Annotated in this window: 21 protein-coding genes; 19 read left to right on the top strand and 2 right to left on the bottom strand. The window is 69.3% G+C overall.

All coding sequences use genetic code 11. The features are described from left to right. Nucleotides 1–59 precede the first annotated feature (59 nt). The 13 genes from ACFCZF_RS21035 (at nt 60) to ACFCZF_RS20975 (ending at nt 12,863) form a co-directional block, all read left to right on the top strand. Nucleotides 60–938 (top strand): bile acid:sodium symporter family protein, encoded by an 879-nt coding sequence (locus ACFCZF_RS21035; protein ID WP_375915615.1) that lies wholly within the window; start codon nt 60–62, stop codon nt 936–938. After that, nucleotides 935–2,305 carry an LLM class flavin-dependent oxidoreductase gene (locus tag ACFCZF_RS21030; protein ID WP_376672936.1) on the top strand — a complete coding sequence of 457 codons (1,371 nt, stop codon included), beginning with the start codon at nt 935–937 and terminating at the stop codon, nt 2,303–2,305. Before ACFCZF_RS21035 ends, ACFCZF_RS21030 begins: the two co-directional genes overlap by 4 nt. Continuing rightward, complete coding sequence (locus ACFCZF_RS21025) at nt 2,302–3,678, top strand: acyclic terpene utilization AtuA family protein (RefSeq protein ID WP_376672935.1); 1,377 nt, start codon at nt 2,302–2,304, stop codon at nt 3,676–3,678. The genes ACFCZF_RS21030 and ACFCZF_RS21025 overlap by 4 nt, the downstream gene beginning before the upstream one ends. Beyond that, entirely contained in the window at nt 3,675–4,001 is a 327-nt protein-coding gene (locus tag ACFCZF_RS21020) for a DUF4387 domain-containing protein (protein ID WP_375915607.1), read from the top strand. The genes ACFCZF_RS21025 and ACFCZF_RS21020 overlap by 4 nt, the downstream gene beginning before the upstream one ends. 50 nt (nt 4,002–4,051) lie before the next feature. Beyond that, nucleotides 4,052–4,555 carry a flavin reductase family protein gene (locus ACFCZF_RS21015; RefSeq protein ID WP_375915604.1) on the top strand — a complete coding sequence of 168 codons (504 nt, stop codon included), beginning with the start codon at nt 4,052–4,054 and terminating at the stop codon, nt 4,553–4,555. Nucleotides 4,556–4,622: 67 nt separating this feature from the next. Next, on the top strand, nt 4,623–6,053 hold the full coding sequence (locus ACFCZF_RS21010) for an MmgE/PrpD family protein (protein ID WP_376672934.1): 1,431 nt from the start codon (nt 4,623–4,625) through the stop codon (nt 6,051–6,053). A 297-nt stretch (nt 6,054–6,350) separates the two neighbouring features. Then, complete coding sequence (locus tag ACFCZF_RS21005; RefSeq protein WP_376672933.1) at nt 6,351–6,698, top strand: hypothetical protein; 348 nt, start codon at nt 6,351–6,353, stop codon at nt 6,696–6,698. Further along, entirely contained in the window at nt 6,695–8,278 is a 1,584-nt protein-coding gene (locus ACFCZF_RS21000; protein ID WP_376672932.1) for a cation acetate symporter, read from the top strand. The genes ACFCZF_RS21005 and ACFCZF_RS21000 overlap by 4 nt, the downstream gene beginning before the upstream one ends. 207 nt (nt 8,279–8,485) lie before the next feature. Then, nucleotides 8,486–9,298, top strand: coding sequence for an IclR family transcriptional regulator (locus tag ACFCZF_RS20995; RefSeq protein WP_376672931.1), 813 nt, complete (start codon nt 8,486–8,488; stop codon nt 9,296–9,298). Nucleotides 9,299–9,434: 136 nt separating this feature from the next. Then, complete coding sequence (locus tag ACFCZF_RS20990) at nt 9,435–10,481, top strand: ABC transporter substrate-binding protein (RefSeq protein ID WP_375915592.1); 1,047 nt, start codon at nt 9,435–9,437, stop codon at nt 10,479–10,481. Further along, nucleotides 10,478–11,278 (top strand): ABC transporter ATP-binding protein, encoded by an 801-nt coding sequence (locus ACFCZF_RS20985; RefSeq protein ID WP_376672930.1) that lies wholly within the window; start codon nt 10,478–10,480, stop codon nt 11,276–11,278. The genes ACFCZF_RS20990 and ACFCZF_RS20985 overlap by 4 nt, the downstream gene beginning before the upstream one ends. Continuing rightward, the gene (locus ACFCZF_RS20980) at nt 11,275–12,042 is read left to right on the top strand and encodes an ABC transporter permease (RefSeq protein ID WP_376672929.1); all 768 of its coding nucleotides are present in this window, start codon (nt 11,275–11,277) and stop codon (nt 12,040–12,042) included. The genes ACFCZF_RS20985 and ACFCZF_RS20980 overlap by 4 nt, the downstream gene beginning before the upstream one ends. Beyond that, complete coding sequence (locus tag ACFCZF_RS20975) at nt 12,039–12,863, top strand: ABC transporter permease (RefSeq protein WP_376672928.1); 825 nt, start codon at nt 12,039–12,041, stop codon at nt 12,861–12,863. The genes ACFCZF_RS20980 and ACFCZF_RS20975 overlap by 4 nt, the downstream gene beginning before the upstream one ends. A gap of 18 nt (nt 12,864–12,881) precedes the next feature. Here the strand turns inward: ACFCZF_RS20975 and ACFCZF_RS20970 are convergent, their stop codons facing one another. Continuing rightward, the gene (locus ACFCZF_RS20970; RefSeq protein ID WP_376672927.1) at nt 12,882–13,523 is read right to left on the bottom strand and encodes a GntR family transcriptional regulator; all 642 of its coding nucleotides are present in this window, start codon (nt 13,521–13,523) and stop codon (nt 12,882–12,884) included. Between the two features lie 281 nt (nt 13,524–13,804). Between ACFCZF_RS20970 and ACFCZF_RS20965 the strand changes: the two genes are divergently transcribed. After that, nucleotides 13,805–14,686 carry a bile acid:sodium symporter family protein gene (locus ACFCZF_RS20965; RefSeq protein WP_376672926.1) on the top strand — a complete coding sequence of 294 codons (882 nt, stop codon included), beginning with the start codon at nt 13,805–13,807 and terminating at the stop codon, nt 14,684–14,686. Nucleotides 14,687–14,958: 272 nt separating this feature from the next. On the opposite strand, the gene ACFCZF_RS20960 is transcribed toward ACFCZF_RS20965, so the two are convergent. Beyond that, a complete protein-coding gene (locus ACFCZF_RS20960; protein ID WP_376672925.1) occupies nt 14,959–16,191 on the bottom strand; it encodes a PucR family transcriptional regulator in 1,233 nt (410 codons plus the stop codon). A gap of 170 nt (nt 16,192–16,361) precedes the next feature. Here ACFCZF_RS20960 and ACFCZF_RS20955 point away from each other — a divergent pair, with 170 nt between their 5' ends. The 5 genes from ACFCZF_RS20955 to ACFCZF_RS20935 all read left to right on the top strand — a co-directional run bounded on the left by ACFCZF_RS20955 (nt 16,362) and on the right by ACFCZF_RS20935 (nt 23,319). Further along, the gene (locus ACFCZF_RS20955) at nt 16,362–17,702 is read left to right on the top strand and encodes a spinster family MFS transporter (RefSeq protein ID WP_376672924.1); all 1,341 of its coding nucleotides are present in this window, start codon (nt 16,362–16,364) and stop codon (nt 17,700–17,702) included. A 17-nt stretch (nt 17,703–17,719) separates the two neighbouring features. Then, nucleotides 17,720–19,252 (top strand): flavin-containing monooxygenase, encoded by a 1,533-nt coding sequence (locus ACFCZF_RS20950; RefSeq protein WP_376672923.1) that lies wholly within the window; start codon nt 17,720–17,722, stop codon nt 19,250–19,252. Beyond that, nucleotides 19,249–20,421, top strand: coding sequence for a zinc-binding dehydrogenase (locus ACFCZF_RS20945; protein ID WP_376672922.1), 1,173 nt, complete (start codon nt 19,249–19,251; stop codon nt 20,419–20,421). Before ACFCZF_RS20950 ends, ACFCZF_RS20945 begins: the two co-directional genes overlap by 4 nt. Before the next feature lie 469 nt (nt 20,422–20,890). Next, a complete protein-coding gene (locus tag ACFCZF_RS20940) occupies nt 20,891–21,301 on the top strand; it encodes a hypothetical protein (RefSeq protein WP_376672921.1) in 411 nt (136 codons plus the stop codon). Nucleotides 21,302–21,303: 2 nt separating this feature from the next. After that, nucleotides 21,304–23,319: an acetoacetate--CoA ligase gene (locus tag ACFCZF_RS20935; RefSeq protein WP_376672963.1), complete on the top strand. Its 2,016-nt coding sequence runs from the start codon at nt 21,304–21,306 to the stop codon at nt 23,317–23,319. The last annotated feature ends 201 nt before the right edge of the window (nt 23,320–23,520 follow it).

Genomic DNA, 23,520 nt, shown 5'->3' with positions numbered 1-23,520 from the left:
AGAGCCACCATGCGGGAGAGGCGTTGACTCGCCGGTAACACCAGCGATTGGGAGCCGACATGATGGTCACGGTGGGACTGCCCATAGCCATCGGCATCGTGATGGCGGGTCTCGGGCTGTCCCTGAAGTGGGCGGACTTCACCCGAGTGCTGACGGTCCCTCGGGCTGTGCTGCTGGCTCTCGCGTGCCAGTTCCTTGTCATCCCGTTGGTCGGTCTCGCTCTGATCGCCTTCTTCGACCCCGAGCCGGCGCTGGCGGTCGGCGTCATGTTGCTCGTCGCGACACCCGGCGGACCGATGTCCAATCTTCTGAGCCACCTGGCCGGTGCCGACGTGGCGCTGAACGTCACGATCACCGCCCTCACCTCGGTGATATCCGCCGTCACCTTCCCGCTGATCGCGAACCTGTCCATCCAGCACCTGCTGGAGGACGGCGCGAGGGTCGGCCTTCAGTTCAGCAAGATCGTCTGGGTCGTCGCCGTCGTCCTGGTCCCCATAGTGGTAGGAATGCTGGTCCGCAGGGCCCGGGAGGACTTCGCTCGGCGGATGGAACGTCCGGTGAAGATCTTCTCCACCGCTCTGCTGGCCGTCACCATCGCCGGAGCGATCGTCTCCGAGCGGGAACACATCGGCCCGGCCTTCCGCGGGGTGGGACACATCGTCCTGTTGCTCGTCCTGCTGAGTATCGCGATCGGCTACGGAGTACCGCGCCTGGGCGGTGTCGCGCACCGCCAGGCGGTCGCGGCCTCGCTGGAGATCGGCTTGCACAACACCCCGCTGGCGATCGCGATCGCGCTGAGCCCGGTCCTTCTGAACGATCCCACGATGGCCTTCGCTCCGGCCGCCTACGCGTTGCTGTCGGTGCCGATCGCCTGTCTGTACACCTTCCTGGTGGCGCGCACGCTGCCCAGGACCACGGAAATGAGCCTCCTGGCATGACTTCTTCCTCTCCGCAGATGACTTTGATCGCCTTCCTGCAGGCCCAGAACTGCTCGAACTACGTCGGGTCCTGGCGCCACCCCGCCTCTACTCCCGACTTCCTCACCCCGCGCTACTACCAGCGCATCGCGCGCACCCTGGAGGATGCCCGTTTCGACATGGCGTTCTTCGACGACCGCCTGGCGATGCCGGAGATCTACGGTCATTCGTCCGACCTGGCGGTGGAACACGGCATCCGCGCGGTGAAGATGGACCCCACCGCGGTGTTGATGGCGATGGCCATGGCCACCACGCACCTCGGCCTGGGCGCCACGTATTCGACCACCTACTACGAGCCGTTCCACGTGGCCCGGCTGTTCGCCACCCTGGACCAGATGAGCGGCGGACGTGTCGCGTGGAACATCGTCACCTCCCTCAACGACTCGGAGGCCGCCAACTTCGGCCGTGACCTGCACCTCGGTCACGACGAGCGCTATGACCGGGCGGACGAGTTCCTGGAGATCGTCACCCGCATGTGGACCTCCTGGGAGCCCGACGCGCTGGTGATGGACAAGGAGAGCGGGCGTTTCGCCGACCCGGCCAAGGTCCATCCCACCCGCTATCGCGGCAAGTACCTGCAGGCGGAGGGCACGTTCACGGTACCGCGCACGCCGCAGGGTCAACCGGTGCTGCTGCAGGCCGGCATGAGCGGGCGCGGCAAGGCGTTCGCCGGCCGCTGGGCCGACGTGGTGTTCACCGCCTTCAAGAACCGAGACGCCGGCATCGCCAACTACCGTTCAGTCAAGCAGGCCGTGGCCGACGCCGGCCGCGACCCGGACCAGGTCAAGGTCACCCCGGCCGTCGGTGTGATCGTCGCCGAGACGCCCGAGCAGGTGCGCCTCAAGGAGGCCCTGCTGCGCGGCCTCGCCCGCGAGGAGGACGGCCTGGCGCTGCTGTGCGAGGGTCTGAACGTCGACTTCTCCGACCGGGACCTGGACGAGCCGTTCTCCGACGAGGACCTGGCCCGCATGTCGTGGCAGGGCCTGCGCGACGGCGTCCTCAAGGCCAGTGGCAAGTCCCACCCCACGGTGCGCGACTTCGTCCACTACTCCCGGCGCGGGACCCTGGACGAGGCCGGCATGTTCATCGGCACCCCCGAGCAGGTCGCCGACCAGATGGAGGACTGGTTCGGCACCTGCTGCGACGGGTTCGTCCTCGCCGCGGGCAGCCTTCCCGGCTCCTACGAGGACTTCGCCCGCCTCGTCGTACCCGAACTCCAGCGCCGCGGCCTGGCCAGGACCGACTACGCCGACACCACCCTGCGCGGCAACCTAGGCCTTCCGCCCGTCACCCTCGCCGCGCAGACCACCGAGGCAGGCGGCGCGTGAACACCACACAGCCCCCGCTCACGCGGATCCTCACCCCCACCGGAATGCTCGGCTACGGCTATCCCGAGCAGGACTTCTGGGACTGCGTCGGGCAAGGGGTGGACGCCATCGTCGTCGACTCCGGATCCACCGACCCCGGCCCCTACCTGCTCGCCCTCGGCTCCACCCTCGTCTCCGACTCCTCCTACCTGCGCGACCTGCGCCCTCTGCTCCAGGCCGTCCACCGCCACGGCATCCCGCTGTTCATCGGCTCCGCCGGCGGCGCCGGCACCCGCGACCAGGTCGACCACCTCATGGCACTGGTCAGCCGGATCGCCGCTGAAGAAGACATCACCCTGCGCGTCGCCACCGTCTACGCCGACATCGACCCCGCCATCGCGGTGCAGCGCCTCGCCGAAGGCAGGATCTCGCCGAACGTCCGCGGCGAGCTGCCCACCCCGGCCGACATCGACGCAACCGCCCACCTGGTGGGACAGATGGGCGCCGCCCCCTTCACCGACCTCATCGAGGGCGACGAGCCCTTCGACGTAGTCATCGCCGGACGCGCCTATGACCCCGCTCCGCACGCCGCCTGGGCGATGAGCCGCGGCGTGCAGCCGGGCATCGCCTGGCACGCCGGCAAGATCCTCGAATGCGGCGGTGCCTGCGCCGAACCCAAGGGCGGCGGTGTTCTCGCCACCTACTGGCCCGACGCCTTCGAGCTCACCCCGATGAGCCCGGGCCAGCGCTGCACCCCCCTGTCGGTGGCCGCCCACACGCTGTACGAGAAGGCCCGCCCCGACCTGCTGCCCGGCCCCGACGGCGTCCTCGACGTCACCGGCTGCACCTACGTCGCCGTGAGCGAGCGCACCGTCCGCGTTACCGGCAGCGTCCACCGTGACCAACCGCCGACGGTCAAACTCGAAGGAGCCGCCGTAACGGGTCACCGCGCCGCGTTCATCGGCGGCGTCCGCGACCCTCTGCTGATCGGGCAACTCGACCACCTGCTCGAACTGGTGCACAAGTACACGGCCGGTCTGCACCCGCAGCTGGCCGACGGCACCGCACGTCTCGACTTCCATGTCTACGGCCGCGACGCCGTCATGGGCCACCTCGAACCCGCCCGCCAGCTACCCCACGAGGTCGGCATTCTCGGCACCGCCACGGCCCCCACCCCCGAGCTGGCCAAGGCGGTCGCCACCACCGCCCGCGTCGCCGTCCTCCACGCCCCCTACCCCGGCCAGCTCGCCACCGCGGGCAACCTCGCCCTGCCTCTGAACCCCATGGACAACCCGATCGGCCCGGTCTCCGCGTTCACCGTCTATCACGTCATGGACGCCACCGGGCTGAAAGACCTGTTCCCCGTGACCCGGAAGACGGCAGGCCCCGCATGAGCGACACGACCCCGCTGAGGGAACTGGCCTCGGTGATCCGCAGCAAGAACGCCGGCCCCTACGAGATCACCTTCGACGTGATGTTCACCGATCCCGCCCCCTACGCCCGCGTCCGGGACAGCGACGTCCTGACCCGGGAAGCGATCGCGGCCCTGTATCGCGTCCCTGACACGGACATCACCTACTGCTCGTTCTTCGCACCCGCCCTCGCCTTCAAGTTCACCCTTGTCCGCCGTGGCGACCAGGGCGGAGTAGGCGAACGCGACACCTTCGGTGCCCAGCAGCACGCCCCCCTCCTCGACCTCGCCGTACCCGACGCCTGACGGCCCCCGGCGCGCTTCCCCCGCTCCGTGGCTCACCTGATGAGGAAGACATGAACCTCGACACGACCAACCTCGACCCCGGCGAACTGCGAGCCGCCTTCGCATGCGTGCCCCAGGGCGTCACCGCCGTCTGCGCCCGCGACAACACCGGAACCCCGCAGGGTATCGCCGCCAGTACCTTCACCCCCGTCTCGCTCGACCCGCCGCTGATCTCCCTGTGCGTGGCCAACACCTCCACCACCTGGCCCAAGCTGCGGACCCTGCCCCGCATCGGCGTCAGCGTCCTGGCCCACACCCAGAACGACATCTGCCGTGCTCTGGCCGCCCGCACCGACGACCGATTCGTCGGCATCGAGCACCACACCACCGACGAGGGCGCCGTCCTGCTGCACGGAGCCGTCCTGTGGATGGACTGCACCCTCGAAGCCGAAATGCCCGCCGGCGACCACCAGATCGCCCTGCTCCGCATCCAGGCCATCACCGCCGAACCCGCCCGCGACCCCCTCGTCTTCCACGGCAGCCGCTTCCGGCACCTCGCCCCGGCCGGGTACTGACCGCCCTCACCCGCACCCCGACCGCTCTGTCACCGTCCCTCAACTTCCGCAGGAGAGCCGACTCCACATGCGCACCGACACCACCACCGCATCGCTCGCGCAGCAACTCGCCGCCGCAGTGACCGAAATGACCTGGGAAGACGTGCCCCAGCCCGTTCGGGAGACCGCCAAGGCGCACATACTCGACGCCCTGGGCCTGGCCCTGGCCGCCACCGGAATGGACTTCGGACACGCCGTCCACCGGGCCGGCACCGGCCTCGGCACGGGTGAACAGGCCCACGCCCTGGGTTTCGGCACATCCCTGCCCACCACCTCCGCCGCCCTGATCAACGGCACTCTCATCCACGGTCTGGACTTCGACGACACCCACATCGGCGCGATCTACCACGCCACCGCACCAGCCCTGGCCGCCGCCCTCGCCGTCGGCGAGGAACAGCACGCCTCCGGGGCAGAGGTACTGCTCGCCTACGTGATCGGATGTGAGGTCGGCTGCCGGCTCGCCGCCGCCGGCGCGGGCAAGTTCCACATGCGCGGCTTCCACCCCACCGGGATCATCGGCACCTTCGCCGCCGCCTGCGTCGCCGCAAGACTCCGCGGCCTCGACACCGACACGCTCACCAGTGCCCTCGGTCTGTGCGGCAGCCAGGCCGCCGGCATCCTCGAACTGCACGGCTCCTGGCTCAAGCGCATGCACCCCGGCTGGGCCGCCCAGGCCGGCATCACCGCCGTCACCCTCGCCGAAGCAGGCTTCCGCGGCCCGGCCACCGTCTTCGAAGGCCGCGGCGGTCTGTACGCCAGCCACCTCGGTGAAACGGTCACCGCCGACAGCCTCGGCCTGCACGACCTCGGGAAGCGGTGGATGACCACGGACATCGCCCTCAAGCCCTACCCCTGCTGCCACTTCACCCACGCCTTCGCCGACGCCGCCCGCGCCCTGCTCACCGACCTCGGCACCGACCACCTCACCGCCCAGCAGGTCGACCGCATCGAATGCCCCACAGCCACCCATCTCATGGACCTCGTCGCCGAACCCGCCGACCGCAAGCGAGCTCCCCAGACGATCTACGACGCCCTCTTCAGCATCCAGTACGTCGTCGCCACCACCCTCGCCGGCCGCCCCGCCGACCTCGCCACCTTCTACGACCACCCGCTCGACGACCCCGCCACCCTCGCCCTCGCCGCCCTCACCACCTGCACGCCCGACCCGGACACCGACTTCCCCGCCCGCTTCCCGGGCGAGGTACGTCTGCACCTCGCCGACGGCCGCACCCTGCGCCGTAAAGTCGCCGCCAGCCACGGCACGCCCGACGACCCGATGACCGACGGCGAGATCCACGCCAAGTACCTTGCCAACGCCACCCGGGCCATCCCTGAAGACCAGGCCCACCACCTCGCCGCCCTGGCGGCCGAACTGGACGGCGCCCCGGACATCACGGCACTCGTCCAGGCCGCTGCCGCAGCCCCCGAGCAGCTGCGGAAGCAGCCGACACCCTCCTGAGCACCCGCCGGGCCCACCCTTGCAGCCGTTCGCGCGCTGCTCGCTGCCGACAAGTCGTCGGTGCGCCCCCGACGCCGGGTGATCACGAATCCGGCGCAGTCGTCGCCGGCACGTCGGGAACCGGCCCGTGCTCTGCCACACAGCGCGGGCCGTCACCCCGCTATGCGATGCCCGGGCGTTCGGAGGGCGCTCCGCGGGCCGGGGGTGCGGCCGTGTCCAGTCATCGCGAAAGCCCTCGCCGGTCGCCCGGCACCGAGTCCACGGGCGACCGCAGCCGTCCCGTCTCCAGGAGCAACCGTGAGTCCGGCTCAGTACCCGGCGCCACCGCAGCAACACTCGTTCTTCCACGTCTCTCAGTACGGCAGTTCTCTGCCGCAACCGCTCGGAGCGGAGCGGAGACTGCGCCGGAGCTTCCTGCGCGTCAACGTCACCGCATGCGTGCTGATCGCCTGTCTCTCGCTCGGCGCGGCCACCTGGCCGGCCAGAGCCGTGATGGGGGAGTTGCCCCTGGGCATGCTGCTGTTCGCCCTGCAAGGTGCGGTCCTTCTTGCCACAGCGTGGCGCTTCGAACGCCACAGCCGCAGAGCAGGGGCGGGCGATCACCAGAGACGGGCCGAAGCCCACGGCGCCGGGAGCGACCGGTGACCCCTCCGGCATCTGTTCCCCTGGGCGCCGGCACGTTCGCCGACGCCGCACCGCTGACAGCGTTCCTCCTGGTCATCTCGCTGACACTGCTGCTGTGCCTGCTGCTCGGCGCCAACTCCCACGGCATTGAGGACATGTACGCCTCTGGTCATTCCGTGCGGCCCTGGACCAATGCGCTCGCCCTGACCGGCGACTCCATCTCCGTCATCACTCTGCTCAGTACCACCGGCCTGGTCGCCCTCGCCGCGTACGACGGAACGATCCTCGCCGCCGCCACGGCGGGCGCACTCGGCTTCCTGCTCGTACTGGCCCGTCCGCTCCGCGACGCCGGCCGTTTCACCCTCGGCGACACCCTTGACGCCAGGTTCGCCGACAGAGGCATCCGCGTCGCGGCGACCGCGGCGACGCTCTGCGTGTGTCTGCCGCTCGCCGTCGTCCAGTTGACGGCAGCGGGCAGGGCCACGGCTGCCCTCGTCGGCATGGAGGGAACGGCTTGGGCGCAGTGGTGCACGATCTTCATCGGTGCGATGACCGTCTGCGCCGCCACCCTGACCGGAATGCGCGGCAACACCGTGCTGCAGGCTGTCAAAACCGCGGTGCTGTTCCTGTGCATGGGTCTGCTCGTGGTCGTACTCATGGCGTGGACCGGCTGGAGCCCCGATCGCCTTCTCGCCGACGCCGCGGAGCACAGCCCCGTTCCAGGCGGCTACTACGCACCGGGCGTGGCCTACGGGACCGATCTCGCCGGACGGCTGGACCTGGTGTCCCTGCAGCTCACCGTTCTGCTCGGCGCGGCTGTGGTACCTCACATGATCATGCGTGTGAAGACGGCGGACAGTGGCGCCTCGGCACGCCGGTCGGTCGTCCACGCCATCGGTATGGTCGGGGTGTTCTGCGTTCTGGCGGTGATTCTCGGGCTGGGTGCGTCCGCGTTCGGAGACGGGCAACGGCACGGCAGATTCGATCCGCAGTCGGCCGCATCACTGCTGCAGCTCGTGAAAACCCTCGGCGCGCACTGGGGCGGCGGGCTTCTCGTCGCGGCGACCGTCTCCGCAGTGTTCCTCACCAGCCTGACGGTTGTCGCCGCCCTCACACTCAGCGCCGGTGCCGCCCTGGTCAACGACATCTATGCGCAGCGCTCCCGCAGCGGACGCGTTGCCAAGGGCAGGGAGGTCAGGGCCATGCGCTGGGCGATCCCGGCTGTCGGGGTCGGGGCCGTTGCGCTGTCGATCGGAGCCCAGAACTGGAACATCGACTTCCTCGCACAGTTCGCGGTGAGCGCCGCCGCGTCCGCCATCGCGCCGGCTCTGGTCTTCGCGCTGTTCTGGTCCCGGTGCACCCGTGCGGGCATCGTGTGGAGCATCTACACCGGTCTGGGCACCACGGCGGTGCTGCAGTTCTTCGGCACGGCCGTTTCCGGAGCCCCGGGGACGCTCTTTCCCTCGGCGGACTTCAACTGGTTCCCGCTCGGCACCACCGGGCTGGTGTCCATACCGGCGGGTTTCACGGCGGGCTGGGTGGCGAGCAGGCTGACCTCGGCTGCGCCGACGCAGGGGAGAGGCGCACCTGCTCAGTGGTAGCGGGTCTGCTTGCCGAAGGCCGGACGGTCCGCGGCGCAGCCATGGCCCCTATCACGAGCTCTTTGGCGGTACCGCGCTGTTCGTGCACGGACGTCATTCGTTCTGTCAGGCGCTCCGAGACACAGAGCGCGATCCGTGAACACAAGTCTTCGGCCTGGCGGCAGGGCCTGCAATCGGAGTTGCACATACTCGAACCAAGGGGCGTGCATGGAGAAGAACAACGGAAACGCGGACGGGCCGGTGCGGGCCCTGCACGTGCTGGAGTCTCTGGCCGCGATGCGGCAGCCGGCCGGGCTGCTGGCCATCGCCGCCGCCACCGGACTCTCCAAGTCGAAGGCGTACCGGGCACTGCGGGCTCTGCAGAACGACGGGTTCGTCGACCGTGCCGGGCGGGACGGCTACCGGATCGGGATCCGGGGAATCGGCCTGGCATCGCTGATCGGACCGCGCCCCGCCTTGCTTCAGCGAGCTCGCCCTGTCATCAACCGGCTCGCCGCCCTGTCGTCCGAGACCGTGACGCTGCACCTGCGCAGCGGTGCACACCGGGTGCTGGTACTCGGGTCGGACACGACTGACTGGGAACGACGGCAGGCAGTGCGGATCGGTGAGCGGGCACCGCTGACGACCGGATGCAGCGGAACGGTGATTCTCGCCTGGCTTCCCGACGACGAGGCGCGGAAGGTGATCGACGGACGCCCGGTCCACCAGCAGCGCCCCACCGCGGTGGGCCTCGCCCGGATACGCGCCGACGGCTTCGCGATCTCCCGCAGCGCCAACCACCGTGGCATCAATGGCGTCGCCGCTCCGCTGATAGACCCCGCCGACGGTGCTCCGCTCGGCTCGGTGGTGATCGCCGGCCCCGAGCACCGGCTGCCCGACCACACCCTCTACAGGCTGGCCCGCCCGCTGATGGCGGCCTGCGGCGAACTCGCGCCCGCCCTGGCCGCGGTGCTCGGGCCCAACTCCTCGGTCCGGGAAGAGACGCTCAACGTCGCCGTCCAGGACTTCGCGGCCCCCTGACCCGGCGCGGACCACAGAAATATTCGGGGGCACCAACCCCTTGACCGCAATTATTCGAATTTATAATCTCGCCGCACTTCCTGAGAGTGAGCGGATCGCCGCTCGTTCCTGGTCCCGACGAAGGGATGCCGTGAACATGATTCGTTCCGGCCGGGGGCGCGCCGCCCCTGTCATGATGCTGGCCTTGCTGCCCCTGACCGCGACAGCGTGCAGCAGCTCGTCCGAACGCTCGACCAAGGACGCCGAAGGCGTGGACCACATCCAGGTCGCGGTGTCGAACTACACCAGCGTTCCCTACGGACTTCCCTACCTCGTTGCCGACAAGCAGGGGATGTTCAAGAAGAACCGTATAGCCGTGGACAAGGTCGTCAGCAGCACCGGCGGCGGCACGACCATCAGGCTCCTGATGTCGGGAGACCTGGCCTTCGCCGACGCCTCCGTCAACGCCTCCCTCCAGGCCGTCCAGCAGGGGTCGGACGTGAAGATCGTCGGCGGTGGCACCCAGAGTGTCCGCGACGGCTGCACGCTCGTCCGCAAGGACGCACCGTTCAAGAGCTTCGAGGAACTGGCCGGCCGCACCATCGGCTACACCAACCCGGGGTCCGCGAGCGAGGGGATCACCCGGCTGTACGTCGCGCGGTCCGGGCTCGGCCAGGACGATTTCACCCTCAAGGCGACCGGTGGAATGCGGGAAGGACTGGCACTCCTGCAGAAGGGTGCGGTCGACCTGGTGCCGGGGGTGGGACCGCTGTGCTCCGACCCTCGCTTCAAGGTCCTCGACACCACCGAACTCGTTCCCCGCTTCCAGGTGACCACGACCATCACCAGTGCGAAGTTCGCCCGCGAACAACCCGACCTGGTCAAGCGTTTCCTCGCCTCCCTGCATGAGGCCAACCTCTGGGTCCGCAAGAACCCGGAGGCGGCCGGAGACATGCTCGCCGCACATCTGCAGCAACCGGCCGAGCCGGTCCGCTCGCTGGTGAGCGAGCTTGTCAAGGACCCTGCGCACTGGGACGTCGGGCTGGATCCCGAACCGGTCAACGCCGCACTGGCCGGGGCCCGGCTGTCCGGGATCACCGAGGCGGACACGCAGCCGCTGGAGAACATCCTCGACCAGAGCCATCTGCCACAGGGGGTCTCCAAGGTCGATCCCTCCCAGCTCTCCTCGGAGCCGGGCCGATGACCGACGACGTTCTCCTCGACGTGCGCCATGTCCGGCAGGTGTACTCCTCCCAGGCGGGCCCGGTGACCGCGCTCGACGACATCGATCTGACCGTGCGGCGCGGCGAGTTCGTCGCGGTGTGCGGGCCCTCCGGGTGTGGCAAGACCACGCTCCTGGAGATTCTTTCCGGGCTGCGGACGCCGACGCAGGGCGAGGTGCGGCTGGGCGGTGAACGGGTCATCGGCCCGAGTCGTGAGATAGGGATCGTGTTCCAGGAGGATTCGACGTTCCCGTGGCGCACGGTCGAAAGCAACGTCGGCTTCGGCCTGGAGGTGATGGGTGAACCCCGTCGCGTCCGCGACGAAAGGGTGGCGGAGCTGATCCGCACGGTCGGGTTGCAGGGCTTCGAGTCCGCCTACCCGGCCCAGCTGTCGGGCGGGATGCGCCAGCGGGTGTCCATCGCCCGCGGGCTGGCGCCCCGACCGAGCATCATGGTGATGGACGAGCCGTTCGGCGCACTGGACGAGCAGACCCGGCTCCTGCTGGGAGGCGAACTGCTGCGGATCGTGGACGAGACGCAGGCGACGGTCGTACTGGTCACGCACTCCATACAGGAGGCCGCGCTGCTCGCGGACAGGATCGTCGTGCTCTCGGCCCGCCCGGCCCGGGTGCACACCGTCATACGGAATCCGCTGCCCCGCCCCCGCACCCCGTCACTCCTGGCGACCGCGGAGTTCGCCGAAGTGTCCCGGGAGATCTGGGCGAGCCTGGAGGAACAGGCCCAGCTCGCCTACGACCTCGGTTCCGGTGCCGCATGAGCGGCGGCGGAACCGCACGGCGGGAAACGACCGCGCGACTCGGTATCGTCGTCGCGCTGGTGGCCGGCTATGAGCTGGCCGCACGATCCGGAGTACTGGACCGGCAGGTCTTCCGGCCGATCAGCCTGGCACTGGCCGACGCCGGAGGTCTGCTCGCCCAGAAGAATTTCTGGGACGAGCACCTCCTGACCACCCTGCTGGAGATCGTCGCCGCGCTGGTGCTCGGCACCCTGGCCGGCTTCGCGGCGGGCGTCGGGCTCTGGCGGTCCCGGCTGGTCGACGAGGCCGTGCAGCCCTGGCTGCTGCTGGTCTACTCCGTGCCGATCTTCGCGCTCTATCCGATCTTCATCGCGGTGCTCGGAGGGGGCACCGCTCCGGTTGTCGCGGTCGGCGTGCTGGCCTCCGCGCCCGCCGTGGCGATCAATACGGCGATCGGGTTCCGCACCACACGTCCGGTGCTGGTCTCCGTCGCACGTGCTTACGGCCTGGGCACCGCCGGACTCATCCGGCAGGTCTACCTGCCGTCCGCCTGGCCACACGTGTTCAGCGGCATGCGGCTCGCCTCGTCCTACTCGATCGTCGCGGTGGTCGGAACCGAGTTCCTGCTGTCCACGAACGGCCTCGGCCACGAGATCGCCTACTCCTACAACAACTTCGAGACCACCCGGATGTACGCGGTGATAGCGATCGTCCTGGTGATCGCCATCGGCGTGGTGCTCGGGCTCGGCGCCGTCGAGAAGCGACTGCACCGGAAGGACGCATGAGTACGCAAACAGTTGGTGTCAAAGCGACGGAACGGCGTGCGGGGCGTCCCGGCATCGCCGACCGACGGCTGTGGCGTTACGGGGGGCGATGGCTGGTTCCGGTGGCGATCCTGCTGCTGTGGCAGGCGCTCCACATGATCCTGGGAGCGGCCGACGTCGCCGCACCGGGCAGAACGGGCGTCGTCCTCGCCGATTACCTCGGCGAGTGGTGGCCGGACCTGATCGTGACCGTCCGATCCCTGGCGATCTCCTTCGCGGTCGCTGCGGGGATCGGGGTCGTCGGCGGGTTCCTCCTCGGCCTGTCGGAATTCTGGTACCGGGTCGTCTCGCCCCTGCTCGTCGTCGCCTACGCGGTACCGAAAATCGTCCTGTACCCGGTGATCCTGATGGCACTGGGTCTCAGCGAGGAAGCCCGTATCGTGTTCTCGCTGATACACGGCGTCTTCCCGATCATGCTCCTGACCGCGACCGCTACGACGACCATCCCGCAGATCCGACTGCGCGTCGCGGACTCCTACCGGCTGAGCCTCGCCCAACGACTGCGGCTGGTGGTGCTGCCGTCGATCGCGCCGACGGTCGTGGCCTCGCTGCGGATCGGCTTCGGAGCGTGCTTCCTGGGCCTGATCCTGGCCGAGATGTTCGCGGCCTACAACGGACTCGGCTTCCTGATCACCGGCTATGCCGTCGACAGCACCACCGAACGGCTGCTCGCGCTGGTGCTGTTGATCACCCTGCTGGCCTTCCTGGTCACCTACACGATCCGTCTGTGGGAGGAGGGCCGGGCGCGCCGGCTGGGTCTCACGAACGTGATCGCCGGATGACGGGGCGCCGGCGGGGGCTCAGGCACCGTTCTGGAGCAGGTGATGGAAAACCACCTGCCCACCCGCTCGGTGCCCGACCAGCAACCGGATCGCCAGATCGTGGTCGCCGGACTCGAGTGCCTCGACCACCTGCACATGCTCCTGGTGGATCCGGTCGGAGTCCGTCCCGGCGCCCTCGGACAGGGCTTTGCGGTAGGCGACGGCACGGTGCGGATCCAGCGAGTCCCAGGTCTGGCGCACGTATCGGATCAGCAGCGGATTGTCGCACCGTTCGAACAGCACGAAATGGAAGCGCCGATTGGTGCGGATCACTTTCACCACGTCGCGCTCGGCGGCGGCCAGGCGCTGTTCCTCCAGCGCCTTCCGCATCTCTGCGATCCCGTCGGGGCCGATCCGCCGCACGGCGATACGCTCGGCCTCACCTTCCAGCAGTTCTCTGACCCGGAAGATCCCGTCCACACCGTCGGCGTGCAGTTCGGCGACCGCGTAACCGCGCTGCGGACGGTAGGTGACGACGCCTTCGTTCGCGAGGGTCTTCAGCGCCTCGCGTACCGGGATGACACTGAGTCCGAGTTCCCGGGCGGTCTCCTCCTGCCGGATCGGTTCGCCAGGCTCGAGGTCCCCGCGAACGATGGCCTCACGCAACTCGGCGACTGCCATTTCGTCGGCGGTACGGGGCGAGGTCGTTCGTCGGAGGGCCACGTGCACAGCATAAGCCTCCGACCGGTACTTATTCTAAATTCTAAGAAAGACCGGGTCACCGACATGACCATCAGGTTGCATCATGTGCAAGCGAGGTAGGCATCCGCCTGGACTCTCCTGTTGTGTGCGCGGCACAGCACCTGGACGCGGGACACAAGGAGTATCTCGATGATGATGATGGAACAGGCGTGTACAGCGGCTAGGAACCGGCCGGACCTCGGTGTTGCGGGGGGTTCGTCGTGGACCTGGTGAGCACCGCGCTTCCCCTGGCGCTCGGCATCGTGATGCTCGGCCTGGGGCTGAGTCTCACGGTCGACGACTTCAAGCGCATCGCCCAGCGGCCGCGTGCCGTCCTGGCGGCTCTGGCGACCCAGCTCGTCGTGCTGCCTCTGGTCTGCGTCGGGTTGATCTATCTGTTCGACCTTCCCCCGATCCTGGCCGTGGGCATGATGCTCCTCGCGGCGTCACCGGGCGGCCCGGTGGCCAACCTCTACAGCCATCTGTTCGGGGGCGACGTCGCTCTCAACGTCAGCTTGACGGCCATCAACTCGGTGCTGGCGATCGTGGCCATGCCGGTGATCTACAACCTGGCCGCCGCCCACTTCGTGGCCGGCGACGAGTCCCTCGGCCTGCAGTTCGGTAAGGCCGTCGAGGTCTTCGCCATCGTTCTGATCCCGGTCGCCGTCGGCATGTTCGTTCGCCGATGGCGGCAGCAACTGGCCGAACGTCTGGACCGGCCCGTCCGCATCGTGTCCTTGGTGCTGCTCGCCGTCCTCATCGTCGGATCCGTCGTGCAGAACCGAGAGATCCTCCGCGACGGCTTCGCAGACCTCGCCGGCATCACCGCTGCGTTCGGCCTGGTGAACCTGGGGCTCGGCTATCTCCTGCCACGTCTGCTCCGCGTGACCCATGCGCAGTCGGTGGCGTGTTCCTTCGAGATCGGGTTGCACAACGCGGTGATGGCGATCGTCATCGCGCGCAGCGTGATCGGCAGCGAGGAGATGTCGCTTCCCCCTGCCATCTACACCGTGATTCAGATGCCGCTCGCGCTCGCCTTCGGAGCCATGCTCGCCAGGACTGTTCGGTCACGGGAGGCCGCTCGGCAACCCGAGTTCGTCTGACGAGCAGGCACCACCGTGCAAGCCCGCAGGTGGCTCGTCCTCTCGGGTGGACAGTGTTCCATGCGGAGGTCCCTGGGGGACGCGGCCCGGCGACGGACGCGTCCCCCAGGACGTGTCCCTGCCGCACAACACGGTCCGAGGGCGGGTCCGGCGTCGAGAGCCCGAGTGCCGCTGCCGTGGCCACCGACCGGTCCGGCGGGCGTCGACGTTTCGGCGGTGCTTGGTCCGACTGTCGGTGCGGACCTGGAGGCGAACGTGGCTTCGTGGTCGGTTCACCTGGTCTCACCCCTGTGCGAGTGCGACGGAACGCGCCGTCGGTTCAGCAGCCACCATGCGGTGACGAGGTCCTCCGTGCGCCGCAGGTCCAGGCCGGTGAGGTGCTGGAAGCGGTTGACCCGGTAGCGCACGGTGTTCGGGTGGACGGCGAGCCTCCGCGCGGCCTCCGGGGCCTGCTGGTCGCACTCGAGGTACACCTGTGCGGTCTGCTCGATCTCGCTGTTCGAACGCCCCGCCTCGTCCAGCGCCGTCATGTGCCGTGCGTCCAGGCCGGCAGCGGTGTGTGCCCCGGCCAGTACGAGAGGCCGCGGCCCGAGGTCCGGCAGTCCCACGACGCCCGACATGCCGAACTGACCGGCGGTCTCCAGCACCAGGACCGCCTCGTCGAACCCGTCACCGAGCCGGTCGAGCGGAAGGGCGGGGCCGACCGCGACGAGGTGATCGGGGGTGCTGTGGGGCGCCTTGGGCGTGATGCAGCCCAGGATCGTTCCGACCTGCGCGATCAGCAGGCGGTCCGCGGGCAGGCGCACGGCGGAGGCGATGATGCGGCGGACCGCGTCGGCGTCGGCGGCTGTCGCGGCCCTCGCCGCCAGGGCGACGTAGTGCGCCTGGGGATCGAGTCCGAAAACGGCCGCGTCGCGGTTGAGTCGTTCGGCCGGGTACACCCCGCCGAGTACCCCCGCTGCGAAGGCCGACCGACGCTCGGCGTCGAAGTGCGCTTGCTCCAATGCCATCTCGTGTTTGACCCGGGCGAACACCGAGGACGCCTCGTTGGAGAATTCCCAGGTGCTGTCGTGCACGGCGAGCAGGAGTTCCAGCGGGAGATCCACTTCTGCCGCGACTTCGTCCAGCAGAGCGAGCATCTCCCGGGAGCCCAACTGGTAGCCGATGGCCAGGGCATCGAGCGGAACGCCCCGGGCCACGCGCTCAGCGGCGTACTCACTGAGCACCTCGCGGAGAGCGTCGTCGGGAACGCGCAGGGAGGAGAGTTCCGCCAGGAGGATGTCCATGAACCGGCGGGCAGAAAGCCGGATCTCCTCGTCGGACAGGACCGTGTAGCCCGGAACGTGTTCGCGTACCTGCGTGAGGTACCGGTCCCCGTAGACGTCGCGCAGTGAGCGAAGCCGCTCGGTCGCGATCATCACCTTGGCGCGTGCCGACTCGTCCAGGGTGGCGAGGTCCGGCATCCGCCGGTGCACGGGCCAGGCCATCGGGGTCTCATTCTCCATGGCCGCACCTTAGTCGGCGCTGTTGTTTCCCGGAACAAGGTTCGTGCGTCGACGTTGGCGGTGACTACGTAGCCTGCCCGGTAAATGCGGCCCACACTGTGCCGAAGCTCGTGGCGACCTTGTTCCGGCTGCCATCCCGAGCCCTCTTCAACGGCGAAGGGATCTCTTTCATGGCTCGTTCCCGCCTGAGACGTCCGACCAGTGGGTCTGCGCCACGCTCGTCGGCCGGCTACGTACTGGGGCTGCTGTTCGTCGGCAACCTGCTCAACTACTACGACCGGGCCCTGCCCTCGGTCGTACTGGAGCCCATCAAGGACGAGTACGGTCTCGACGACACCCAGGTCGGCGTCCTCGCCTCCGCGTTCGTCCTCGTCGCCGCCGTCGCGGGTGTCCCCCTCGGGCGTCTCGCCGACCGGATCGCCCGCAGGACGGTCGCGGGCTGGGGGCTGCTCGTGTGGAGCGCGGCCACGGCGGCCGGGGGAGTGCTGACCAGCTTCTGGGGCTTCTTCGCCTCCCGGGTGGGCGTGGGCATCGGCGAGTCCAGCTACGCGCCGGCCACCGGGTCACTGCTGTCGGACCTCTATCCGAGTGAGCGCCGCTCCCGGGCCCATTCCCTGTTCATGCTCGGCTTTCCGATCGGCACGCTCCTGGCGTTCTTCACCGCCGGCGGGCTCGCCGTCGCGTTCGACAGCTGGCGGGCGCCGTTCCTGATCGCGGCCGTGCCGGGCGTCGTGGTCGGATTTCTCGTGCTGCGGATACGGGAGCCGGAGCGCGGCGCCGCCGAGCCGACGCGTGCCAGTGCGAGTGCCACGCGCGGCAACCGCCGCAAGAACCTGCTCTCGCTGCTGAGAGTGCGCTCCATGTACGGGATGCTTCTCGCGTTCGCCGGCTACAACTTCGCGGCCTACGCCATCGGCACCTTCCTCACCCCCGTCCTCCAGCGCTACTACGGCCTCGGCCTCGTCAGTGCCGGCGCCGTGGGCGGCGTCGTCGTAGGCGTCACCGGGCTGATCGGCCTGCTGGTGGGCGGCAGAGCGCTGGACCGGGCGGCCAGGAAGTCGCCCGCGGCACGGGTCCAAGTGGCTGCCGTCAGCCTCGTCGGAGCAGCGGTGTTCTCGTTCGCCGGCCTCGCGGCGGGCCAGGGCGCGCTGTGGCAGCTGCTGGTGTTCCTGAGCCTGGGTTACCTGCTCGGCATCGTCTACCTCGCGGCAGCGGTCCCCGTGGTGTCCGACGTCATCGCGCCCGAGCAGCGCTCCGGCGCGCTGGGCCTGATGTTCGCCATCGGCTATCTCCTCGGAGGAGCGGCCGGCCCGGTCTTCGTCGGCGCCCTGTCCGACTCCCTGGCCGCGGCCTCCGGGTCCGCCGACGAGGCCTCCGCCCACGGACTGCAGACCGCCATGATGATCACCGTCCCCCTCGCCTTCGCCGTCGCGGCGATCGGCGCGCTGCTCACCTCCCGTTTCGTCCAGACCGACCGCGACACGATGCTCGCCCGCGAGACCGCGGCATGACACGAAAGGACATCCAGATGACCGACCCCGCAGGCAAGGATCCTGTGGTCCAGCACGTGCAGGTCCTCGTCGTCGGCGCCGGGTTCTCCGGGATCGGCCTGGGGCACGCTCTGCTGGAGTCGAGGTTCACCGACTTCCTCATCCTTGAGCGCGCGCCCGACGTCGGTGGCGTGTGGCACGCGAACACCTATCCCGGCTGCCGCTGCGACGTGCCGTCCCACCTGTACTCCTTCTCCTTCGCCCCCAACCCGGAGTGGTCCTCGACGTACTCGCCGCAGCCGGAGATCCACGCCTACCTACGACGCTGCGTCGACCGCTTCGGGCTGCGCCCGCACCTGCGCACCGGCATCGAGGTCGAAGCGGCACGCTGGGACGAGACGGACCAGCTCTGGCACGTCACGACGAACGAAGGAACCTGGACGGCTCGGATACTGGTCAGCGCGGTGGGCCCGCTCACCGAACCCAAACTCCCCGACGTCCCCGGCATCGACCGGTTCCGCGGCAAGATCATGCACTCGGCCCGCTGGGACCACGACCACGACCTGACCGGTGAGCGGGTCGCCTCGATCGGCACCGGCGCCTCCGCCATCCAGTACGTCCCCGAGATCGCCGGTCAGACCGGCAAACTCTACGTCTTCCAGCGCAGCGCTCCCTGGATCACCCCCCACGACAACCGGCCGATCACCGACGCCGAGCGAGCACGGTTCCGGGCCCGCCCCGTGCGCCAGCGGATCGAGCGCGCCAAGGTCTACGCCGCCAAGGAGCTGCTGGTGCTCGGCTTCGCCAAGCAGCCGCGGCTCATGCGGCTGCTGGAAGCCGTCGCCCGCAAACACCTGGAGCGGCAGGTGGCCGACCCTGCGCTGCGCAGGGCCCTCACCCCGGACTTCACCCTCGGCTGCAAACGCCTCGTGCCGTCCAACAGGTGGTATCCCGCACTGCAGAAGCCGAACGTCGAGCTCGTCCCCAGGGCCCTGCGCGAGATCCGCGAACACAGCGTGATCGACGCGGACGGTGTCGAACGCGAGGTCGACACCATCGTCTTCGGCACCGGCTTCCACGTCACCGACATCCCCTTCGCCGACAAGGTCCGCGGTCGCGACGGCGAGTTGATGAGCGAAGTGTGGGGCGGTTCCCCGCGCGCCTATCTCGGTGTGTCCGTCCCGGGGTTCCCGAACTTCTTCATGTTCCTCGGTCCCAACTCCGGCCTCGGACACAGCTCGATGGTCTACATGATCGAAGCCCAGGTGGAGCACGTGAAGAACGCCATCCGCGCGCTCGACCTCGCCGGCGCCACGTCCATCGAGGTGGACCGGCAGACGCACGACGCCTACAACGCCCTGCTCGACCGGAAGCTGGCGACCACCGTGTGGGAGACCGGCGGCTGCCGCACCTTCTACCAGGACGCCAACGGCCGCAACGCAACGATCTACCCCGACTGGACCTTCAGCTACCGCCGACAGGCCGTCCGATGGAAACCGAACGCCTACCACCTCACGACGCGGTCGGCTTCCGCGAACCGGCAGCCGGCCACGACCGTGGACGCCTCATGAGGGCCGCAGCCCTCACCCAGGGCCGACTGGAACTCATCGACCTGCCGACGCCCCGACCCGGCGCGGGCCAACTGCTCGTAGAGGTCAAGCGGTGCGGGATCTGCGGCTCGGACCTGCACGCCCGCCACCACGCCGACGAACTGGCGGAGGCGCTTGAGCTGTGCGGCTACCCCCGCTACCTCCGCTCCGACCAAAGAGTGATCCTGGGCCACGAGATCTACGGCGAAGTCGTCGACCACGGACCCTGGGGCGCCAACCGCATCAAGCCCGGAACACCGGTCGTCAGCGTTCCCCTGGTGCGACGCGGCCGGCAGGTCGACGGCGTCGGCCTCTCGGCACACGCCCCGGGCGGCTACGCCGAGCACGTCGTCGTCCAGGAGGCACTGACCCTTCCGGTGCCCAACGGCCTGCCCGCGGACGTCGCCGCCCTCACCGAACCCATGGCGGTGGCCTGGCACGCCGTCACCCGCGGCGAGGTGACCCGAAAGGACGTCGCAGTCGTCCTGGGCTGCGGGCCGGTGGGCCTCGCGGTGATCGCCGTGCTGAAGAGCCGCGGCGTCGCAACCGTGATCGCCAGCGACTACTCCGCGGGCCGCCGGACGCTGGCGACGAAGTGCGGCGCCGACATCGTGGTCGACCCCGCGGTCGACTCCCCGTGGGGGGAGGCGTCCGCCGGGCACGGCTTCATGACCACGATGCCCGACGAGTACAACGCCGGCATCGACGCCATAGAAGGCATGACCAAGCTGCCACTGCCCTGGTGGACCGCCTGGCGTGCGCTGGACAAGATCGGCGCGACCCACCCGAAACGTCCGGTGGTGTTCGAGTGCGTAGGCGTCCCCGGCATGCTCGACGGCATCCTCGCCGAGGCCCCGCTGCACTCGCGCGTCGTCGTCGTGGGCGTCTGCATGGGCGCCGACGCGATCCGTCCCTCGCTCGCCGTCAACAAGGAACTCGACCTCCGTTTCGTCGTCGGGTACACGCCGCTGGAATTCCGCGACACCCTCCACGCCCTGGCCGACGGCACCCTCGACGCCTCCCACCTCATCACCGGCCGGGTAGGACTGGCCGGCGTCGGGGAAGCCTTCACCACCCTGGCCGACCCCGAAGGACACGCCAAGATACTCATCGACCCCCGGCTCGCATCGGACCAAGTCCTGACCTTGTGAGCTCTGCCTCCAGCTCAACATCGGCACCGACCTCCGAACCGCGATGGCCTGCGCCGCTCGGCCTGCGCTCGGCAGGGGTTCTGGTGAGCGTTTCCGGAGGCGGTGCGGGGCGCGCGGTGCGTCTCTGCTGCTGCGGTGTCCGGGGGCATCCGGCTCTCGGCGTGCCGGAGGTAGTAGCTCTTCCCAACCGCTCGCACCAGACCGGTTCATCGGCACCGCCGAACTGAGTGCCCGATCGAACGCTCTACTGCCGGGCCGGGCCCAACGGCATTGGGCCCGGAGGCCAAGGCGAACGGACGATCTTGAGCCTGCGGCCCAATCCGGCGTTCGACTGGTCCGACAGCCCAATCGGCGCGTCGAACACTGAGGTCCCAGACACAGGACAGGGACGTGAACCAGGCGTGGAATCCCGTTAGCGGCCCTTCACGACGTGGGGTGCGCCAATTGAGCCGCCAACGCGGAGGACCCCATGACGACGATCACAGCCACCTCGCGGGCACCCGCCGCGTCCGCCAGAGTACTGAAGGAGGGCACGGAAGCACTGGCGCCTCTCCTGCGTGCGAACGCCGCCGGCACCGAAGCGGACCGCAAGGTGGCGGAGGAGGACATCGCTGCTTGGTCCGATGCCGGGCTGTTCCGCTTGAGGAGGCCGCGGCGCCTCGGTGGTCACGAGGCGTACCCCGGGCGGGCCCAGCGGGAGCTCCGGGGCGAGAATCCCGATGCGCGGGGCGGGCTGGTCGTCACCGGCCGCGAGGACGCCTCGTGTTTGGCCGGCGTACGGGGCACGGGCAGCAACACCCTCACCGCCGACGAGGTCACCGTGCCCGAGCACCGCGTACCCGTCCCGAGGCCCGCGATCACCACAGGAGGCGAGCGGTGAGCATGTCACAGACGTCCACCACCGACGAACCGATCTGGCTGCCCGATCCAGCCGAAGCAGCCGGTACGCGCATCGCGCGGTTCGCCGACCTCGTCGCCCGGCGCACCGGCATCGTCCACGCCGACTACCAGTCCCTGTGGACCTGGTCGGTCCAGGATCTGCCCGGTTTCTGGACGGCCGTCGGTGAGTTCTTCGACGTACGGACCAGTGAGCGATGGGAATGTGTCCTTGACGACGCCCCGATGCCGACCACCCGTTGGTTCCCCGGCGCCCGGCTGAACTACGCCGAGCACGCGCTGCGTGCCGGTGATCCCGTCGGCACCGCAGTGGTCTCGGTCGGCGAGGACGGCACCACCTCGTACACGACCTGGAACGAGCTGCGCGACCAAGTGGGCGCGCTGGCCGCCTGGTTGCGTAGGCGGGGAGTCACGGCCGGTGACCGTGTGGTGGGCTACCTGCCCAACACCTCGCACGCCGTGACCGCGTTCCTGGCCACGGCCAGCATCGGTGCCGTCTGGTCGGCCTGCGGCCAGGACTACGGCGCCGACGGCGCCGCCAACCGTTTCGCCCAGCTCGAACCGGTCGTCCTCTTCGCAGCCGACGGCTACCGGTGGAACGGCCAACAGCACGATCGCCGGGCGGAAACCGACGCGCTGCGCACCGAGCTGCCCTCCGTCCGCGTCACCGTGCAGATACCGAACCTGGGCCTGCCCGCATCCACGGACGCGGACACGGTGCGTTGGGAGGACGCCCTGGCGGAGCCGGCGCAGTGCGTCTTCCAGCAGGTGGCCTTCGACGCACCGCTGTGGGTGCTGTTCTCCTCGGGAACCACCGGCACCCCCAAAGGCATCGTGCACGGGCACGGCGGAGTCCTGCTCGAGCATTCCAAACTCCTCGGCCTGCACCTCGACCTCAAACCCGGGGACCGCTTCCTGTGGTACACGACGACCAACTGGATGATGTGGAACCTCGTCGTCTCCGGTCTTCTGGTCGGCGCGACGATCGTGCTCTACGACGGAAGCCCCACCCACCCGGGCCCGGAACGCCTGTGGGAACTGGCTGCCGAACACCGCACCTCGGTCCTCGGCGTCAGCCCCGGCTACCTCCAGGCTTCCGCCAAGGCCGGCCTCGAACCCGGACGCGCCCTGGACCTGTCCGCACTGCGCATCCTCGGCTCCACTGGTGCGCCCCTGCCCGCCCAGTCCTACCACTGGGTCCGCGACCACGTCGGCACCCGCGTTCAGGTCGCCTCCACCAGCGGCGGCACCGACATCGTCAGCGGCTTCGCCGGAAGCGCCCCCACCACCCCCGTATGGCCCGGTGAGATCTCCGCCCCGCTCCTGGGCGTGGCGCTCCAGGCGTTCGACACCGAGGGCCGACCGGTCACCGGCAAAGTCGGCGAGCTCGTGGTCACCAGGCCCATGCCCTCCATGCCGCTGTACTTCTGGAACGATCCCGATGGCACCCGGTACCACCAGGCGTACTTCGGTGCCTACCCCGGCGTGTGGCGACACGGCGACTGGATGACCCGCACCGCACACGGCAGCCTCGTCGTCTCCGGCCGGTCCGACTCCACCCTCAACCGGCACGGAGTACGGCTGGGCAGTGCCGACATCTACGCCGTCGTGGACGAGCTGCCCGGCATCCGCGAAAGCCTCGTCATCGGCGCGGAGCTCGCCGACGGCGCCTACTGGATGCCCCTGTTCGTCGTCCTGGAACCCGACCACGAACTGAACGAGGCCCTGCGCGACCTCATCAAGACCGCGATCCGCACCCACGCCTCACCACGACACGTACCCGACGCGATCATCCAGGTGCCCGCCCTGCCGCACACCCGGACCGGCAAGAAACTCGAGGTCCCCGTCAAGCGCCTGCTGCAAGGCACCGACATCGACCAGGTCGCCGGCCGCGAGGCTGTCGACGACATCGCTGCGCTGGAGTACTTCACCCGGTTCGTACGACCATCCGCGAACACTGGACCGACGGCACACTCCACAACGACCGGCGTACCCCGCTAGACACCGGGCCCACAGGTGCGGCACGCAGGGCGAGTCACGCAGAACCGCACACTCTGCGGGTCGAGCACTCGAGGGTGTGCCCGACCGACTCGCCACAGCCGCCATCCCCGGCCCGGCCGGGGTGGGGGGGGGGGAGAGAGGAGGAAAAAAAAAAAACCACCCCACCCCCCCCCACCCACCCCCCCCACCCCAAAGACCGCC

The sequence above is a fragment of the Streptomyces sp. NPDC056296 genome (assembly GCF_042268605.1).
In the GTDB taxonomy this organism is placed as follows: domain Bacteria; phylum Actinomycetota; class Actinomycetes; order Streptomycetales; family Streptomycetaceae; genus Streptomyces.
This window is presented reverse-complemented; position numbering and strand designations above follow the sequence as displayed.

Bases quoted from the DNA above. Each gene is read 5' to 3' on its own strand.
- ACFCZF_RS21035 (WP_375915615.1), top strand. From the start codon at position 60: ATGATGGTCACGGTGGGACTGCCCATAGCCATCGGCATCGTGATGGCG.
- ACFCZF_RS21030 (WP_376672936.1), top strand. From the start codon at position 935: ATGACTTCTTCCTCTCCGCAGATGACTTTGATCGCCTTCCTGCAGGCC.
- ACFCZF_RS21020 (WP_375915607.1), top strand. From the start codon at position 3,675: ATGAGCGACACGACCCCGCTGAGGGAACTGGCCTCGGTGATCCGCAGC.
- ACFCZF_RS21015 (WP_375915604.1), top strand. From the start codon at position 4,052: ATGAACCTCGACACGACCAACCTCGACCCCGGCGAACTGCGAGCCGCC.
- ACFCZF_RS21010 (WP_376672934.1), top strand. From the start codon at position 4,623: ATGCGCACCGACACCACCACCGCATCGCTCGCGCAGCAACTCGCCGCC.
- ACFCZF_RS20995 (WP_376672931.1), top strand. From the start codon at position 8,486: ATGGAGAAGAACAACGGAAACGCGGACGGGCCGGTGCGGGCCCTGCAC.
- ACFCZF_RS20990 (WP_375915592.1), top strand. From the start codon at position 9,435: ATGATTCGTTCCGGCCGGGGGCGCGCCGCCCCTGTCATGATGCTGGCC.
- ACFCZF_RS20985 (WP_376672930.1), top strand. From the start codon at position 10,478: ATGACCGACGACGTTCTCCTCGACGTGCGCCATGTCCGGCAGGTGTAC.
- ACFCZF_RS20980 (WP_376672929.1), top strand. From the start codon at position 11,275: ATGAGCGGCGGCGGAACCGCACGGCGGGAAACGACCGCGCGACTCGGT.
- ACFCZF_RS20975 (WP_376672928.1), top strand. From the start codon at position 12,039: ATGAGTACGCAAACAGTTGGTGTCAAAGCGACGGAACGGCGTGCGGGG.
- ACFCZF_RS20970 (WP_376672927.1), bottom strand. From the start codon at position 13,523: ATGGCAGTCGCCGAGTTGCGTGAGGCCATCGTTCGCGGGGACCTCGAG.
- ACFCZF_RS20960 (WP_376672925.1), bottom strand. From the start codon at position 16,191: ATGGAGAATGAGACCCCGATGGCCTGGCCCGTGCACCGGCGGATGCCG.
- ACFCZF_RS20955 (WP_376672924.1), top strand. From the start codon at position 16,362: ATGGCTCGTTCCCGCCTGAGACGTCCGACCAGTGGGTCTGCGCCACGC.
- ACFCZF_RS20950 (WP_376672923.1), top strand. From the start codon at position 17,720: ATGACCGACCCCGCAGGCAAGGATCCTGTGGTCCAGCACGTGCAGGTC.
- ACFCZF_RS20945 (WP_376672922.1), top strand. From the start codon at position 19,249: ATGAGGGCCGCAGCCCTCACCCAGGGCCGACTGGAACTCATCGACCTG.
- ACFCZF_RS20940 (WP_376672921.1), top strand. From the start codon at position 20,891: ATGACGACGATCACAGCCACCTCGCGGGCACCCGCCGCGTCCGCCAGA.
- ACFCZF_RS20935 (WP_376672963.1), top strand. From the start codon at position 21,304: ATGTCACAGACGTCCACCACCGACGAACCGATCTGGCTGCCCGATCCA.